Here is a 17,285-nt window from a genome sequence, read left to right as displayed (position 1 = left end):
CAGTCTCCCTTTGCTCTCAAATGACGGAATAGATCATTAGCATACAGGTTCAAGTCATTTCCGTTATTTAATATGTATCATATATTTATTTATGTCGCAATATATATTTAATATCCTTCATTAAATCATCATTATTATCATTCCCCATTCCATTATGCATTCGATAAGCAGGAAAATGAACGACAAAAGAGCGTAGCTCACAGGATTGACCTGCAAGGTACGCTCTTTTAGCGATACTCACTAGACGTTCGAAAGGGTTTGGTTATTCATAAATCTCGATTTCAAAAAGCGACGGACCATACGGCGGAAGACCCTTATCCGTAACTAAAATACGTACATATCTTGCGTGGGCACTGCTCGGCAGAGTGATGGCTTCCTCCTGCTTCCCCGCCGCATTTAATGTACGGTTGAGCGAATGCACCGTCTGCCAATCCGCGCTTTCAGCCGATAAATCACTGCCAGGCGCAGCTACTTGAATATCAAGCGCTTTTCCATATGCGGTTTCCCATGTCAAAATGATTTTGCTGATGGAATAGGCGCTATTCAAATCAATATAGAACCACTCTGGCGAATAAGGAGCCGTGTTGTTTGCGGCCCAATTCGCTTCCCATCTTGTGTCTTTATTGCCATCAGTTAGCAAGCTAGACGGAAATACCACGTTATAGCTTGATGCAACGGTCTCTTTGTTAAGCGCCACATTCAACGAGACCGGGTCTGTACCGGGATCTGTACCCGGATCCGTACCGCCTCCGGTACCACCGCCGCCGCCGTTGCCGCCACCGCTAACCCATGAGCCGTAGACCTCAAACTCCCATAAGGAATAACCGTAGGCTGTGCCTCTCGCCGTTCCGTACATCCGAATATGCCTTGCCTCTTGCCCACTTAACGTAATATTGTCGAGCCCGCCATTGCCTGCGGCTTCGGTAAACACTTCTATCCAGTCACTGTCGCCAGGGGCTTCCGCAGAAGAGATCTGCAGCTTGTAGCCTTTGCCAAACGCTCCCTCCCAGTTAAGGACGGCGCTCTCCAGCTTGTATATGCCTCCCAGATCGATCGCTATCCACTGCGGATCAGACGCAGCAGTCTCCCACCTTGTGCTGCCCGCACCGTCAACTGCGTTTGCCGCAGGCTGCGAGACTGATGATGCGGTTGCGGTCTTATGAAGCGCCACGTTCGCGGCAGCCGTCTTCACCTGCTGCTGCACTTCGCTGATGCCGTAGCCTGCTGCCGTAATTGCAATCGCGTAGGTTTTGATTTCGGCAAATAATGCCGCATCCAGCTTGATTTTACCCGCTTCCACCGTATAGCTGCTGCTCTGAACCACTACGCCGTCAATCGTAAGCTGGCCAATCGAGTTACGCCATGCTGGCTGATCGGCAAACGTAAGCTCAATCGGCTGCCCTACCTTGTTATCTGTCGCATCGGCTGTCAGCACTGGCGGAGCCGCCACTTCACGAATCGCGACATTGTCGATGTAGATCGCATGCTCGCCATCCGGTGTCGCAAAATTGCCGTTCACGACGTTGCCAAGCAGGAACTTCAGCGTCAAATTAAGATTGCTCTTCGGCAGCAAGCTGGTCTTATACGTTGTAGATTGTTCTCCCGACAAGTTAAACAGTACCGCTTGAGCGTTGTACCCCGTTAGCTCCACGCCAATCGGACGGTTAACCGTTGACCATGCGTTAAAGCTAAGCTCATAGGCTTTGCCTGCTTCTAGCTTGATCCCGCTTTGATTAAACTGCGTGGACCAGCCGACGGGGACATTCCAAGTAGGGTGCATCCCGCCGTGATAAAAGATATCGATTTGGGCTACTCCGTTTTTGGCTTCATATTTGGAATCTCCTCCATCGCCGAACCAGTGCTCCCAGCTTGCTGCGCCATTGTACATCCCGCCGTTCAACACCAGATTGCCGTCACCCGGTAGCATTAATTGCTTGATGCTCGCATCTGCGAAGCCGGCAGCCTTCACTTGAATGGCGTACAGCTGATCGATCGCAAAAACATCCGCAGCGATCGTTATACTGCCGGGCTGAACCGAATACTGCCCTGCCGTCAATGCTGCACCATTCACTTGGACGGCTTCAATCGCTGTTCTCCATGCTTCATGGTCGGTAAACTTAATTTCAACCGATTCGCCTACATGTTTATCCACCGATTCCTTGATCAAGGTCGGCGGACGATCCACCGGCGCATATTGAACCTCCAGCACCACGTTGTCAATAAACACATCATGGGCACCGGAAGGGCTCTGAGCTGTTTTTCCAAGCAGAAACTTCAGTGTAGTCATCTCGTCAGCCGTCACATGAAAATTGTATTCAAAATGCTTCATTGCAGGCGTCAATACGATCGGCCCTGAATAGAATCGTCTCGCATACGAAATGTTTTCGAGTGCAACCTCAATATCGCGCGTAACAGAGGCGCTTGCGTCAAACGAAACCACGTAGGTCATTCCTTTGGACAATTGAATGTTTGGCTGATTCAACATGACGTTCCAGTTGTCTGCGCCTACATTCGTTACGGTTACTTTAGCCGCGCCACCGGCTTCGCTGAATGCGGCAGCTCCCCCTTGCGTGAACGGCTCCCATCCCGACAAGCCGGCTGCAAAATCACCGTTGCTGAGCGGGAACAATTGGATGCCCGTGTAATCCACATTCAGGTTGCTTGTGCGAATAAGCTTTACGTTGTCGAGCTGGACTGAAGCATCATTGCCGCCTAGCAAAAATACGAGCTGCCCTTCGATATCGCTAACGCCATTTGGCATCGTAAAGATCATATTATGCTTCTCGTACGCCGTGCCTAACGCGATCGTTTGTCCCGCATAGGTTACAGCACCATCCTTGCTCTTAAACTGTACGGCGATATCACGTGAACTTGAAGCTTTTGCATCAAACGTGAATGCATACGTATCCCTTTGCAGCAGGTTAATGCCCTGCTGCTGCACCACAATATCCGAAGCTTCTGCCCCTCCGCTTGCGATCAGGGCATCCAATTCACGGATGCTAGGGTGTACACTAACCGTTGCGCTCGCTGCATCCGATACGAATGTATTCCAGTATTGCAGTCGATCCATCGTACCCACATCAAATCCGCCATTATAAATGTGGTTTCCGTTATTCAGCGGAGCCTTCGCGCCATTTGGCTCGCTCACCATATCAACCGGCTCCAGGCGGACGCCGCCGATCCATACATCATTCGCATTCGAGCCTGCATTAAACTCTATCCGTGCGGCAGCATTTGTTTTGGAGCTCATCAGAAAACGATATTCATAATGACCGACCTGCTCCTTCAAGCCTGCTTCAAAATTATCCGAATAAACCGCCCATCCGCTATTTGCATCGCCGCCTAGCTTAACGCTGATGCTTCTTGGCGCAGACGCCTTCGCATCAAAGCTGAGCTTATACGCTTGCCCCTTGACCAGCGTAACGTATTGAACGAGCTGCAAAGCATGCGGCGCATTGCCGCCGTTTGAAATATCGATTTTCGCAAATGGAGCGCCATCCGCTTCTACAACCGATACGACGCCAGCGCCTCCAAAATCAGCGCCATGCAGGAAGTTCCAATAAACCGGATCAACTTCCGGGCTCGCTAGCGTAACATCCTTGATGCCCTTCGCATAAGCCGTGTCATAGATAAAGCTGCCATTCACAGCATTCTTTCCATTCGCGGGAAAAGCATCCTTCGCAAGCGTCGTATCAACAGGCTCCTTATACGCTCTGCCTGTCAGCTCATAAGCACGGACGTAATCGATCTCCATCGTCGCTGGAAGCAAAGACGCATCGGGCTTGCGGCCGCCGTCATAATTGCCCCCAACCGCCATGTTCAGGATAATATAAAATTCCTTATCGAACGGGGCAGGGTACGCATATTTATCAGGCTGATCCGCTCCCCAGCTGTTCCAATCGGTGATCGTTTGATACAAATTCCCATCTACGTACCAACGCAGCTCCCCCGGCTCCCACTCTAAGGAATAGGAATGATAACCCGTTATATCCTCGCCCTCCGGAAAATGATACTGCGAGCCTGTCGCCTTGTTGTTCGGAGCATTTTTGCCAAAATGAATCGTTCCATCGACTTCGCCCGGAAGCCTGCCGCGCGCCTCCATAATGTCGATTTCGCCGGACGAAGCCCAGCCGCCATATTCACTGTCCTTCGGCATCATCCAAAATGCCGGCCATAACCCTTCGCCCTCGGGAAGCTTCATTCGCGCTTCGAATTTTCCGTAAGCCTTGCTAAAGGTTGGGCTGGTCCATAAGCGTCCTGATGTATAGGGCTTGCCGCCAAAACCGTCATTTTTTGCTTCGATTAACAATTGCCCATTCTCAACCTTAACATTCTCTTTCCGGTAAAATTGCTGCTCGTTATTGCCCCAATCGGCTACGCCATAGTCGCTGCCGTTGCCAAGCTGGTATCCCCATTTATCTAGATTGACGCCGTTCGAGTCTAAGTTGTCCCCGCTGCCGTCAAATTCATCGGACCAGACTAGACTCCACATCACCTCTTGCTGGATGTCTTGGATAACCTGCGCGTTCTCATGCCCCGCCGCTTTAATCAATATGCTATATGCTTTCGCAGAAGCGAATTGCGACTTATCAATCGTCAGCTTTCCTGCAGCAAGCACATACGCACTCTCCGGCAGTATACGGCCATCTACGATGACAGCCGTTACCGCATTTCTCCAAGCTTCATTATCAGCAAAGCTGATGTCGATATCCAGACCTAATGCATTGTCAGAAGCATCCGGGGACAGCACCGGAGGCGAAGTCAGCGTAATGTTGTTCCCGCTGCGCGCCTTCTCGCCTGCTGCTTCTTTTGCCCCTTTGAGCTCTACACGAACATTATCTACAAACACATCATGCGGAACGTTCACCGTTCCCTCCTGGTTGCCCAGCAACAGCTTAAAGGAGGCGGCATCATCCCGATCCATCGTAAATTGGTAGCTGTACGTTTTTGTCACATCATCAAGCTGCACCTTCTCGTTCAAAAAGCGGGAGTAAGAGCTGTTCTCGACAATCGCCTCAATCGTCCGCGGCGTGCTCGCTCTTGCCGCGAATGTAACGATATACGTATTGCCTCTAGCTAGAGCAAACGCTCCTTGCTGCAAAATAATGTCCCAAGCGTTCAAGCCTGTGTGTGCAATAGAAGCTTTTGCGGCACCCTGATCTGCAGAAATTACGGCGCTGGACGGCCCATCATAAACGCCCTGTATGTGCGTGCTCCAATCCTGCATTCCCTCATCAAAATACCCATTTTTGAGCAGGAACGCTTTGCTGCGCGCATCCTTCAGCTCTACTCGAATATTATCGACAAATACATCATGCGCGCCGATTACAGCCGCACCGTCGAGCTTGCCTAGCAGCAGCTTGAACGAAGCGGTAATGTCTCCTTGCGCCTGCAACTCGTAGCTGAACGTCTGCTTCGCTTGCGTCAGCTGTACTTTATCCGATAACAATCGGTTATTTCCTTGATCAATCACGATTTCCATGCCGCGATTTGCCGAGGATCTTACGTCAAGAGAAACGGTATACGTCTTCCCTCTAAAAAGGTTAAAATCCGTCTGCATCAGCATAACGTCCCACGGGTTGTTGCCTTCGCTGGCAATCGCCATCTTCAGCTCCCCATCCTGAGCCGTAAAAGCTGCGCTTGAGCCCCATCCGTCATATCGGCCTTGCACATGCTCGGTCCAACTGGCCTTGCCATTTGAAAAGTCGCCATTTTTCAACGGAAATTGATCCGCAAGCGCTAATTCGCCTACGCGTACCATAGCGATATCATCCAAATAAACATCACCCTGCTGCCCGCCCAGCAAAAAGGCTAAAATGCCGTTTACATCCTTTGGATGCTCCATCGTAAACAAGACCGTATAGTCCTTCATTTCCGCAGTCAGATCGATTTGCTGCGGAGCAGCATAAGGAGTTCCATCCTGTTTAAACAATGCTGCCTGTATCGTTCTCGCAGCCGCTGCTTTTGCCTTAAACGTTATTTTATAATCGTTGCCTTCGATCAAATTAATGCCGGGCTGCTCCAGCTTAATGTCGCCAGGCGCATCTCCGCCATCGCTAACGGCTGCATGAAATTGCCGATGAACGGGATCAACAGACGCAAGCGCTGTTCCGCCTGCCGCGTTAAAATGCCAATACGTCAACCGGTCGATTCTGCCAAGATCAAAACCGCCATTATAAACGTGATTGCCGTTTATCGGCTCCTTTGGCGTATTTTCTTGATACGGATCAGGCGATACCGTCTCCAGCACCTTCACATTGCCAATCCATACCGGGCTCGTGTTAAGACCCATGTTGAACTCAAGACGAGCGAGCGTGTCGGTATTGTCCTTCATTTGGAAAATCAACTCATACGACTGCACCGAGTCTGACAGCTTCGCTTCCAAGCTATCCGAATACGTCGGCCAGCTGCGGCCTTCGCCTCCGCCAAATTTAACCGTCATATTTCGGTTGGCGCTGGACTTCGCGTCAAAGGACAGCTTATACCATCTGCCTTTGCCAAGCGTGACATTTTGGATAAGCTGCACGGCGTGCGCCGCATTGCCTCCTGACGAAATATCTGCCTTGGCGTATTTTGCGCCATTAACCGTATCGACCGAAATCGAGCCGCTGCCTTGGAAGGTGCCGATGCGCACGAAATTCCAAAACTCGCTGTTCAACGTTTGATTAGAATCCGTAACGGATTTAAATGGCTCATTAAAGCTTGAATCATAAATGAAATTGCCGGCAATCGGTTTCTTGTATTGCTCCGGATAAGGCTCCGAGACAATGATTGGCTCAACCGGCGTCTTATAAGGCCTGCCTGTCAGCTCATAAACGCGAACGTAATCGACTTCCATTTTGCCCGGCAGGAGCGAAGGGTCCGGTACGCGACCACCATCATAGCTGCCTCCAACCGCTAAGTTCAAAATCATATAAAAAGGTTTATCGAATGGAGCAGGGTACGCATATTTCGCAGCCTGATCGACGCCCCAGCTATCCCAGTTGTCCAGCTTCTGATACAATTCGCCATCGACGTACCACCGGATCTCACCCGGCTCCCATTCTACGCCGTAAGTGTGGAAATCCGTAATATCCGTATCTTCGCCAAACTCATATGCCGCGCCGGTCATCTTGTTGTTTGGCCAGTTTTTCCCGTAATGGATCGTACCGCCGACCTCTTGCGGCAATCGGCCGCGCGCCTCCATAATGTCGAGCTCGCCAGATGCCGCCCAAACGCCGTACTCGCTGTCCTTTGGCATCATCCAGAACGCAGGCCATATGCCTTCGCCGACCGGCAGCTTCATCCTTGCTTCAAATTTGCCGAACGTTTTATTGAAGGTTGGCTGCGTATAAAGTCTTCCTGATGTGTACGTTTTGCCGCCGAAGCCGTCATCTTTTGCCGTAATCGTCAATTTCCCGTCCGATACTGAAATGTTCTCGGCTCGGTAATATTGCTTCTCGTTATTTCCCCAGCCGTCAAGGCCATACTGCGAGCCCGTTCCAAGCTGATAACCCCATTTATCAAGGTTTACCCCGTTAAAATCAACATTTTCGCCGCTGCCGTCAAATTCGTCATTCCAAACCAGCTCCCAATCATCCTCAGGAGCGGGCGTTGGTGCTGTTGTTGGTGCGGGTGTTGGTTCATCCGTCGGTTGAGGAGTTGCCGTTGGTGCGGGCGTTGGTGTAGCCGTCGAGCCGCCTCCGCTATCTCCGCCGCCTCCGCTGCTCTGTCCAGGCGTCGTAGGCTGACCGGACGTAACCTCGCCTTTCTGAACAGAAGCTCCGCTGCCTTTCTCAAGTTTCTTGTCGTTAATGATGATGTCACCGCTCTCATTATGAATCTTAGCGATCGTGCCCTTCGCCTTCAGCTTCGTGCCTGCTGCTTTCTCCATAATCGTCAGCTCTGCGACATTCGCGTCTCCTTCTATTTCAAGCTGAGCTCCGGATTGTACGACAACCTGATCCACAGCTGCTGTCCCTGATAGAACGACGCGAACAGTGCCTCCTGCTTTGTTCACAACCAGCCTGCCAAGCTTCGTATTGATAAAATGAATGCTGTTAACGCCGCCGCCATTAACATAAACCGAACCTTTTACATCAACATCGGTTAAAAAAACATCGCCTTCCCCAATGCCTTGGGTCAGAAACAAATCATGATCGATTACCGCTTTGTTTATTTTAACGTCCGCCGCATTTACGATCGCATTTCCCGCAACACGAAGGTTGCTGTAGCTGCCTGCCGCATTAACGACCTCTGTCGCTAACCTGTCCAACAGCGCAATCGCTTCGGCTCTCGTTATCGCTTTAAGCGGTCGCACGGTCTGATCCGGGTAGCCCTTTATGTACTCGCCGGCCAATAGCTGCTCAAGCGGCGCTTTCGCGTACGCCTGCACCTGATCATTATCCTTGAACGCTGCTAACAGCTGACTATTCACCGCTTGCAGCTTGAACAGCTCCGCTGTTATTTTCGCCGCTTCCTGCCTCGTAATCGGTGAATCCGGCTTAAACGTTCCGTCCGGATAACCTGTTAAGTAACCCGCCTCCTTCACTGCACCGATATCATTGTAGTACCAGGCGCCCTCCCGGACATCCGTAAAGGTATTTGTTTCTGCTGCATTTAAGCGAAACACCGCATTCACAAGCCTCGTAAATTCAGCTCGCGTAACGGGACGGTCCGGCTGAATGCTGCCGTCGGGGTATCCTCCCAGCATTCCTTTAGAGATCCACTTTTGCAGCGATTTCTCGCCCCAATGGGCTGCGTCGCCATCCGTTGATACTTCAGCGCTTACGGCCGGCAAGCTGCTCATCAGCATCATGAGCACCAGTACAATTGAAATAAACCGTTTATTCATGCGTCTCCTACTTCCTTCCCAAATGGATTCCATTCGAATGATAACGCTTACTTATTCCCTCAAAAAAACAGCCTGCTCCTTACAGCTCATGATGAAACTGCAACGTGACAGGCTGCTTGCTTAGTCTGTTCAGGGGCTTCCTTTACAAGAGGCCCCTTCCGATAAAAGTGTTTATTTAACGCTGTTGTACCAATCGTTAACTTCCTTCGTAATTTGCTCGCCGCCTGATTTTTTCCAATTGTCAACCATCGTATCGAACGTATCTACCGGCTGTTGGCCGTATACGATCTTATTGAACGTTTCGTTAAGCAGCTTGTTCAGAAGCTCGTTTTTACTTTGCATCGTTTCAGTCAATGGACCCATATAGTAGTTTTTCATACGGATATCTTTTTGGTCCATAACAACCTTCATCGCATCGGTATTCTCTTTCAGGCGAGTATTAAATTCTTGCTTCTCGTAAGGCGTTACCGGCTCTGCGCCGTCAGCAAGCTTAACATGCGTTTCTGCATATAAAGTTGGGATACGAGCGCCTTCAAAAGTCAGCGTGTAGAATAGCGGCGGTGCTGTTTGATCCTTAAGGCCTGGGAACAGATCCGGATATTTCCCGATATCTGCTGTAATCGAACCGTCAGGAAGCGTTGCATAGTCATAGCCTTCTGCGAAGCCCTTCTCGAATTCGCTGCCTGGCTGCGGGTTCGCCATATTATCGAAGAACCAGTTATAGTAGTGTACAATCGCTTCTGGGTTTTTTGCTTTTTTGTTTACGAATACATAACCGTTAGCCGGCGGGTTGCCGCCTGCGGAGCCGATTTTGCCATCTGGACCGGCAGGAACCGGATAAGCTTTGTATTTTGCGGCAGGAACGTTGTTAAGCAGATCCGGGAATGGCCATGCTGGAAGCCAGTTAGGTCCAAACATAATGCCCGCTTCGCCTTTTGTAAACAGCTCGGAGCCAGTTGTTTCATCAAGCAATGCAGAATCTTGCGAAATGTAGCCTTTATCGAGCCATTCCTTCAATTTGGACAATGCGTTTTTGGCAGCAGGATTGATAGAGCCATGCTCGAGCGTTCCATCTGCTGTCAAATTCCATTGACCAGGCATCGTGCCGTGAGCGCCAAAGATGAAGCCGATGTCCGTCATCCAGTTAGCGAATCCGTTTTTGAAGCCGGTTGCAAGTCCAAGCGTGTTCGGCTTGCCGTCGCCATCCGGATCATTTTTCACGAATGCATCCATAACCGTTTCCATCTCTGCAAGCGTCGTTGGCGCTTTCAGATTAAGCTTTTGCAGCCAATCCTCACGAATCCACATCACATGGTCCGCATTGTAAGCGTAATCTAGAATCGGCAATGCCATTTTCTCGCCATTACGGGTAATCGGCAGCCAGATCGTTGGATCAAGATCCAAGCCCGCTTTGTAAGTATCATTCGCATATTTGTCGACCAAATCGCCAACCGGCATAAATTGTCCGGAGTCGATCAACATATTCACCGTTTCCATATCGCCGCGGTAAGTAACGACATCCGGCATTTCCTCGCCCGATGACAACATGAGGCGCAGCTTTGTTTTGTAGGCGTCGTTCGTATTTGTTACAACCCAGTTGTACTTGATATCGATGCCAAGTCTTTCTTTGACCAGGCGGGTATGCACGTTGTCTTCAATCGATTCGCCTTCTTTGAAGATGGAGCCGTTTTGGTTAAGTCCCCAAACCGTCGTTAAAGTAACTGGTGTAGCGTACTTCCCATTCTCAAAGCCGTCGGTGCTTCCCTCAACCTTGGCTGGCTCGTTGCTCGCTTTGTTTGTTGCGCCCGCATTGTTTGTTCCCTTGTTAGCACTATTGCCGGAACAAGCTGCGATTGCGAGCATAAATGATAGTACCAATAAGACCGAAAGCCATTTCTTCATGCCTTTACCCCCGTAAGTTATATTTTGTTATTAATTACGATATTTGTCATACCGCTTGTTTCCAATCATACAGCCCGGCTTCAAGCACCGAAAGACCATTATTTTGTTATTGATGCCTTTTTCTTGCGCTATTCCTTTACGGCTCCCATTATAATGCCTTTTACGAAATATCGCTGTAAAAATGGGTATACAAGCAGGATCGGCAGCGTTCCGATGAAGATTTGCGCAGATTTTACAGTACGCTGGGAAATATGCTTCAGCTCATTGACGTCGGGATTTATTTTATTAAAATCCTGCTGTACAATAATCGTTTGCAAAAAGGTTGATAATGGGTATTTTCTATAATCTGTAATATATAACAGACCATCAAACCATGAATTCCAGTGTGTAACCATTGTAAATAATGATATTGTGGCGAGCGCAGGCATCGATATGGGCAAAAAGATACTCCAAAGCGTTCGGAATTGCCCCGCTCCATCCATCAGCGACGCCTCCTCCAGCTCCTTAGGCACTGCCCGGAAGAAGTTCATAAGCAGCACCATATTAAATACGTTGATCGCCCCCGGAAGAACGAGCGCCCATATCGAGTTCATCAAATCCAAATTGCGGATAAGCATGTACGAAGGGACAATGCCTCCGCTGAACAGCATCGTAAAGAGGAAGTACCAGGTATAGACCGAACGGCTTTTAAACACCCGTCCATCCTTGGATAACGCGTAGCCTGCAAGAATCATCAGCGACATGCCGACGATTGTGCCAAGCGCCGTACGCTGAAGCCCAACGAGCAGCGCATTATGAAAGTTATCGTTATTAAGCGTTTTCGCATAAGCGTCAAAGTTGAACCCGATCGGCCACAGCTTGACCAGATTGGCGTTAGCCGGCGAGCTTGCGCTTAAGCTAACCGCGAGAATATGGACGAGCGGAATAACGCAGGACACGCAAATGACGGCAAGCAAAATATAATTAAAAACCGAAAAGACTTTATACCCTGATGTTTTGTGATACATGCTCTCTCTCCTTCCTCCGTTCCCCTAGAAAATTCGGTATCCAGCGTATTTGTAAGCCATTCGGTAAGAGAACACGATCATAACCAAACCGATAATGGATTTGAACAATCCGACTGCCGTTCCGAAGCTGTATTGCCCATTCAAGATCGCAGTGCGATAAACGAACGTATCGATGATATCGCCCTTATCGTAGACAAGCGCATTGTATAGGTTGAAAATTTGATCGAAGCCGCCGTTCAAAATATTGCCGAGCGACAGCGTCCCTACCACAACGGCAATCGGTATCATCGAAGGCACCGTAATGTGCAGCGTCTGCTTCCAGCGCGTTGCCCCGTCTACCTCCGCCGCCTCGTAAAGAGAAGGATTCACGCCGGAGAGGGCAGCTAGAAACACGATCGTGTTAAAGCCGAAGTTCTGCCAAATATCGCTGACGACTACGGTGAAGCGGAACCAATTGCCATCGCCAAGCCAAAATACCGACTCCAGCCCAAGGCTGTTGAGCAGCTGATTCACGATTCCTTTGCTGCCGAGCATATCGGTCAGGATCGCGCCGAGAATGACCCATGATATAAAGTGCGGCAAGTATACGAGCGTTTGAACGACACGCTTGAACAGCATTTTGCGAATCTCATTTAGCAAAATCGCAAACGTAAACGGCACCACTAATCCGAATACGATTTTTAGACCGGATATAATTAAGGTGTTCAGGATGACCTGCTTGCTGTCCGGATACTCGAACATAAAGCGGAAATGCTCCAGCCCAACGAGCTTCGAGTGAAAAATGCCGTTATAGGGCTTAAAATCCTGAAACGCCATAATTAATCCGCTCATCGGCACATAGGCGAATATGAACGTAATAATGGCTGCTGGCAGCAGCATGAGATGCAAGGGCCAAGTGCGGCTAAATATTTCTCTTGATCCATTATCCTTTTTTCGTGTTTGTTTTGTTTCTTCCTGCAGCGGTTTTTTTAGCGCACTTTCCACTGTTCTGCCCCTTTCCAAACAAAATTTGATTTGTGTTTTATCAGCTCTCCTGTATGATTAATTTTATCAGCAGTCTCTCCTGTTCTATAGACCACGATCTTTGGAAGCATGCCATTTTGTAGACTTATGTATCATTATTTTCACAAAAAGAGAGGATTCCAGCATGCGCTTACGAGAAAACACGTTTGCCAAAATGATCACGCTAATCGTTCTTTTACTCATCCCGATCATCGTTTTGTATACGCTTTCTATTCGGACGAGCATCGGCGTCATCAAGGAAGAAATGACGTCTCTCAAGCAGAAGGACATTACGTTTCTTGCCAGTGAAATCGACAAGAGCGTGACTACGCTCTCAACGCTTGGCTCGCTGCTCAGCGAGGATATTCATATTCAGCAGCTGCAAAATTTGCATCTTATTGAAAGCGCCTACCAGCGCAATGACGAGAAGCTGCGCATTCTCGAGCGGCTGCGGCTGCTTAACGTCGCGCAGCGCTGGGATACGCAGTATAGCATCACGGCTCCGGCCAGCAAGCAGCTCGTTTCTACGAATACATACCTGTCCTACGATCTCGATTCGATCAAAAAAATATTTACGCCCTCTTGGAAATACGAAGAGATGACGATCCAGAGCATGAAACAAAACCGGTTCGTCCGCCATATCGTCAAGCCCAAAAGCAAAACGACCAATTTAGATAAAGCCGGCATCATCGTCGAAATCTCTTTTCCGGAGGAGCATTTGATCAAAGATTTGGACACGTTTAAATTAGCCGGCAAGGGTGATCCCTTTCTCGTGCATGCGGATGGGCGCACCATTAAAAACCGGACATCAGACAAAGAAATGACGGACAGCATCAAGGCGCTGATCCAGCAAAAGACGGTCCAAGAGGCATCCAACCAGATCGTCACGATCAGCGGCAATGATTTTCTCGTCACCTCCGCCCATGTCAAAACGCTGGATTGGTATTTGGTTGACTATGTGCCGATTGCGAATGTGCTGAAGCCTATCGTCAAAAGCCAAAATTTATTTTACGGCTCCGTCGGATTGCTGCTTATCATGAGCCTCCTTGCCGGATATTTGCTTTACCGCAACGTCCAGCGCCCAATCGGCCTGCTGATCCGCAGCGTCAAGCGGCTTCAAGAAGGCAATTATTCGACCCGGATAACCGCTAATCCAAGAAATGAATTTACGTATTTATTTCAGCGCTTCAATGATATGGCCGCCAATACCGAGCAGCTTATACAGAAGGTTTATGTCGAGGAGCTTAGGCGGCGCGAGGCGAACGTGAAGCAGCTGCAATCGCAAATCAACCCGCATTTTTTATACAATTGCTTCGCGCTTATCCGAAGTCTTGCAAGGCTTGGCAAGAAGGAATCCGTCATGCGGCTCGCTATGCATTTATCTACCTACTACCGTTATACGACGCGGGTCGAGAAGCTGACGGCTACCGTTAAGGAGGAGCTGCAGCTCGTTGAAAGCTATTTGGAAATCCAGCAATTCCACATTCAGCATCTCTCTTATCGCATTGAGGTTCCCGAGGTGATGCAGCATTCTCAAATTCCGCGCCTGCTGCTTCAGCCTATTATCGAAAATGCCGTTTTGCACGGAATTGAACGCTTTGACGGTGACGGCCTGATTACGATTTCCGGCGAGAGCAATGACCGCTATCATACGATTATTGTGGAGGATAACGGTATTGGAATGACGGAGGAAGAGCTGCGGAAGCTGGAGAAAAAAATTATGAATCCGCCCGACGATACGAGCGGCTGCGCGCTTTGGAACATCCGTCAGCGCATGCTGTTCCAGTTCGGCCCGGAAGCTTCGATCAGCTTCCGCATTCGAGCCGAGGGCGGGGTCGCCGTTTATCTCACTTGGCCCCACGAAAATTACTCCACCTAGATTAAAATATAGGAGCTGTTCATCATGTATCAATTGTTAATCGTAGACGATCAACCTGATCTCGTAGAGGATTTGGCAAGCAATTTGCCTTGGGGTACGGTCGGCATCGCTTCGGTCTATCAAGCGCATTCCGGGCAGGAGGCGCTGGAGATCATGAACGCCACCCCGATCGATATCGTCATTACGGACATCCATATGCCTGGACTGTCCGGTCTTGATTTGATCGAGCAAATTCGGGCTTCGTGGAGCAATGTGAAATGCATATTATTGTCCGGCTACAATGATTTTGAATACGCCCAAAAAGCGCTTCAGCATCAAGCCAGCGATTACTTGCTAAAGCCCGCCGAGGATGAGGAGCTGCTGCTTGCGGTCAAGAAGGCCGCCTCGCAGCTGGAGGAGCACTGGAATGAAATCAGCTCGCATCAAAGCGCGCTAACCTCCTTGAAAGATAATTTGCCTATTTTGCGAAATCATCTGCTGCTCTCCCTTCTGCAAGGCCAAGCCTATAGCGAGGCTAAGCTTAAGGAGCGGCTCGACATGCTCGATCTTTCCTTTCGGCAGCGCGAGCCATACGGCTTGATGCTGCTGCGCATGGAGGATTATTTTGACGAGCAGACCGAACGGGACGGCGCCTTGCTTGAATATGCGGTGTGCAATATCGCGGAGGAAATCTTCTCGGAAGAATACCGGCTCTGGCATACGAAGGATGAGCATGGCTATTTTGTTTTTCTCATTATGAGCAAAGAGAGCAGCCGCCATGAGCAATCGCAGCTTTTGCATCTTATTGAGCAAAAAGCGGCTCAGTTTCAGCATTACGTGAAGCTTTACTTAAAGGGAACGGTATCGCTTGTCCTTACGAAGCAGGATTCATTCCCGCTCGAGATGCGCGAGACTTACGATTTCTCGCTCGTCAGCTTTAGGCACCGGATTGGCAGCGAGCGCGGTTTTCTGTTGACCTTGACGGAGGAAGCGCAGCACGGGGAAGCGAATTCTCTCTCCCATTTGTACAATCCGCCGCTGCTTATTCATTTGCTCGAGGCTGGACAATGGGACGTAATCGCGGAGAAGCTGGCACTTGTCTTTGAAGAGCTAGAGGTGAAATGGGGCGAATCGCATGAGCATATATTGGAGACTTACTTCATGATTGCAAGCTCGCTTAGCTTCTCGATTCACAAAAACAAGCTTTGGATGGCAGATATTATGGGCGCCGAGTTCAACCAGCTGCTGAGCGGCCCCCACTTTCATACGATTAAGCAGCTCCGCTCTTGGACGACGGCTGTGCTTGATGCCTACCGAAGCCATATGAGCAGCAAGGTGCAGCATTCTCGTTCGACTACGGTTCAGAAGGTTCAGGAATATGTTGCAAGCCATTTGGAGGACGCATCGCTGCAATCGATCGCCTCCCATGTTTTTTTGAATCCGTCCTATTTGTCGAAGATTTACAAGCTGGAGACAGGCGAGGGCATCAGCGATTATTTATCCCGTTTAAAAATGGAGACGGCAGCGCATATGCTCCGTACGACACCGGACAAAATTTACGAAATTGCGGCTAAGGTCGGTTATTTGAAAACGAGCTATTTCATCAAGGTGTTCAAGGATCGTTATGGGATTACGCCGCAGGAGTTCCGCGACCGCTAAGGCGTGAGCGCCGCGTAACGATAGATGCCATCCACGGCAGCGGAAGCGATTCTAGCTTTCCGCTCCAAATGAACCAAATGAGCAAGCGTCTCCGACATCGCGAATCGCAATTGGTGGGCGTTGCCGCTGAGCCGACTGCCGAATAATGCCTCGCACATGCCATAAGCGGAGCGGGGCTCTTCGGCTAGCATGGCCGCCATCTTGTCCAGCCTGCGAACGTGATGCTGCTGCAGCTCCACGATCCTTCCGCCAAAATCAGGGAATGGGTCACGATGCCCCGGGAACGCAAGCTTAACCTCAAATGACCTTAGCTCCTCCAAGCTGTTCATAAAATCCGCTAACGGATCGCCATCCTCGCCAGGCACGACGCTTACGTTCGGCGTAATATGAGGCAGCACCTGATCGCCGCACAGCATCCATTGCCGCTCCTTCTGATAGAAGCAGACCTGCCCTCTCGCATGTCCGGGCGCGTCGATTAAGAGCCAGCTTCGTCCGCCGAGCATGATATTGCTTCCAGCCTCGAAATAGGTTACCTCGGGCTGCGGCGATACCATGCTCACAAACGTTTCCAAATTTTCCGCAATAGCCTCCCTCAGCTCCGCCGGCATACCGTGCTCAGCGTACAGCGTTAGCAGCTGCTGGGAGAAATCGCTAGTGTCTCCCCATAACCGCAGCGCATAGGCATGCGCTTCACGGGTCATAAACACAGGAGCACCGCTTCTTTCCTGCACGTAACCAGCTAGTCCGTAATGATCGGGATGCTGATGCGTCAGGACTATCCGCGTAATGGCGTTCCACTGCAAGCCCTGCTGCTGCAGAACCTCCTCCCACACCTGAATGGCTTCATCGGTCCGCAGGCCTGGATCAATTAGCGTGAAGCCTCGATCATCAGGAATCAGGTAACTATTCACCCATTTCAGCGAGAACGGGACGGGCACCTTAACCTGCAGCCATCCCTCCTGCCAGCCTATTGTATGCAAAGCTTGTTCCGTCAAGCTTGTTATGCTATTGTGCTTTGTCATTA

The 17,285-nt window shown here is 50.0% G+C and carries 7 protein-coding genes; 2 read left to right on the top strand and 5 right to left on the bottom strand.

The features are described from left to right. Nucleotides 1-262: 262 nt before the first annotated feature. From ADU23_RS16610 to ADU23_RS16595, 4 genes are all read right to left on the bottom strand, one after another. Entirely contained in the window at nucleotides 263-8,833 is an 8,571-nt protein-coding gene (locus ADU23_RS16610; protein WP_197286072.1) for a carbohydrate binding domain-containing protein, read from the bottom strand. Nucleotides 8,834-9,004: 171 nt separating this feature from the next. Next, nucleotides 9,005-10,735, bottom strand: a complete 1,731-nt coding sequence (locus ADU23_RS16605; protein WP_053374746.1) for an extracellular solute-binding protein — start codon at nucleotides 10,733-10,735, stop codon at nucleotides 9,005-9,007. 128 nt (nucleotides 10,736-10,863) lie between these two features. Then, nucleotides 10,864-11,742 (bottom strand): carbohydrate ABC transporter permease, encoded by an 879-nt coding sequence (locus tag ADU23_RS16600; protein ID WP_053374745.1) that lies wholly within the window; start codon nucleotides 11,740-11,742, stop codon nucleotides 10,864-10,866. A 24-nt stretch (nucleotides 11,743-11,766) separates the two neighbouring features. Continuing rightward, nucleotides 11,767-12,621 carry an ABC transporter permease gene (locus ADU23_RS16595; protein WP_053377676.1) on the bottom strand — a complete coding sequence of 285 codons (855 nt, stop codon included), beginning with the start codon at nucleotides 12,619-12,621 and terminating at the stop codon, nucleotides 11,767-11,769. A 268-nt stretch (nucleotides 12,622-12,889) separates the two neighbouring features. On the opposite strand from ADU23_RS16595, the gene ADU23_RS16590 reads away from it, so the two are divergent. After that, nucleotides 12,890-14,623, top strand: a complete 1,734-nt coding sequence (locus tag ADU23_RS16590; RefSeq protein WP_053374744.1) for a sensor histidine kinase — start codon at nucleotides 12,890-12,892, stop codon at nucleotides 14,621-14,623. A 24-nt stretch (nucleotides 14,624-14,647) separates the two neighbouring features. Continuing rightward, nucleotides 14,648-16,261: a response regulator gene (locus ADU23_RS16585; protein ID WP_053374743.1), complete on the top strand. Its 1,614-nt coding sequence runs from the start codon at nucleotides 14,648-14,650 to the stop codon at nucleotides 16,259-16,261. Here the strand turns inward: ADU23_RS16585 and ADU23_RS16580 are convergent. Beyond that, nucleotides 16,258-17,283 (bottom strand): MBL fold metallo-hydrolase, encoded by a 1,026-nt coding sequence (locus ADU23_RS16580; RefSeq protein ID WP_063846026.1) that lies wholly within the window; start codon nucleotides 17,281-17,283, stop codon nucleotides 16,258-16,260. The two genes, ADU23_RS16585 and ADU23_RS16580, sit on opposite strands and share 4 nt — an antisense overlap. Between the last annotated feature and the right edge of the window lie 2 nt (nucleotides 17,284-17,285).

Origin of the sequence: Paenibacillus sp. FJAT-27812 (assembly GCF_001273905.1) — a bacterium.
GTDB lineage: Bacteria > Bacillota > Bacilli > Paenibacillales > Paenibacillaceae > Pristimantibacillus.
The sequence above is the reverse complement of the archived record's forward strand: the minus strand, read 5'-3'. Positions and strand labels throughout refer to the sequence as shown.

What these genes read in the sequence shown, in the direction of transcription:
- ADU23_RS16610 (WP_197286072.1), bottom strand. Translation starts at nt 8,833, where the DNA reads ATGAATAAACGGTTTATTTCAATTGTACTGGTGCTCATGATGCTGATG.
- ADU23_RS16605 (WP_053374746.1), bottom strand. Translation starts at nt 10,735, where the DNA reads ATGAAGAAATGGCTTTCGGTCTTATTGGTACTATCATTTATGCTCGCA.
- ADU23_RS16600 (WP_053374745.1), bottom strand. Translation starts at nt 11,742, where the DNA reads ATGTATCACAAAACATCAGGGTATAAAGTCTTTTCGGTTTTTAATTAT.
- ADU23_RS16595 (WP_053377676.1), bottom strand. Translation starts at nt 12,621, where the DNA reads ATGCTGCTGCCAGCAGCCATTATTACGTTCATATTCGCCTATGTGCCG.
- ADU23_RS16590 (WP_053374744.1), top strand. Translation starts at nt 12,890, where the DNA reads ATGCGCTTACGAGAAAACACGTTTGCCAAAATGATCACGCTAATCGTT.
- ADU23_RS16585 (WP_053374743.1), top strand. Translation starts at nt 14,648, where the DNA reads ATGTATCAATTGTTAATCGTAGACGATCAACCTGATCTCGTAGAGGAT.
- ADU23_RS16580 (WP_063846026.1), bottom strand. Translation starts at nt 17,283, where the DNA reads ATGACAAAGCACAATAGCATAACAAGCTTGACGGAACAAGCTTTGCAT.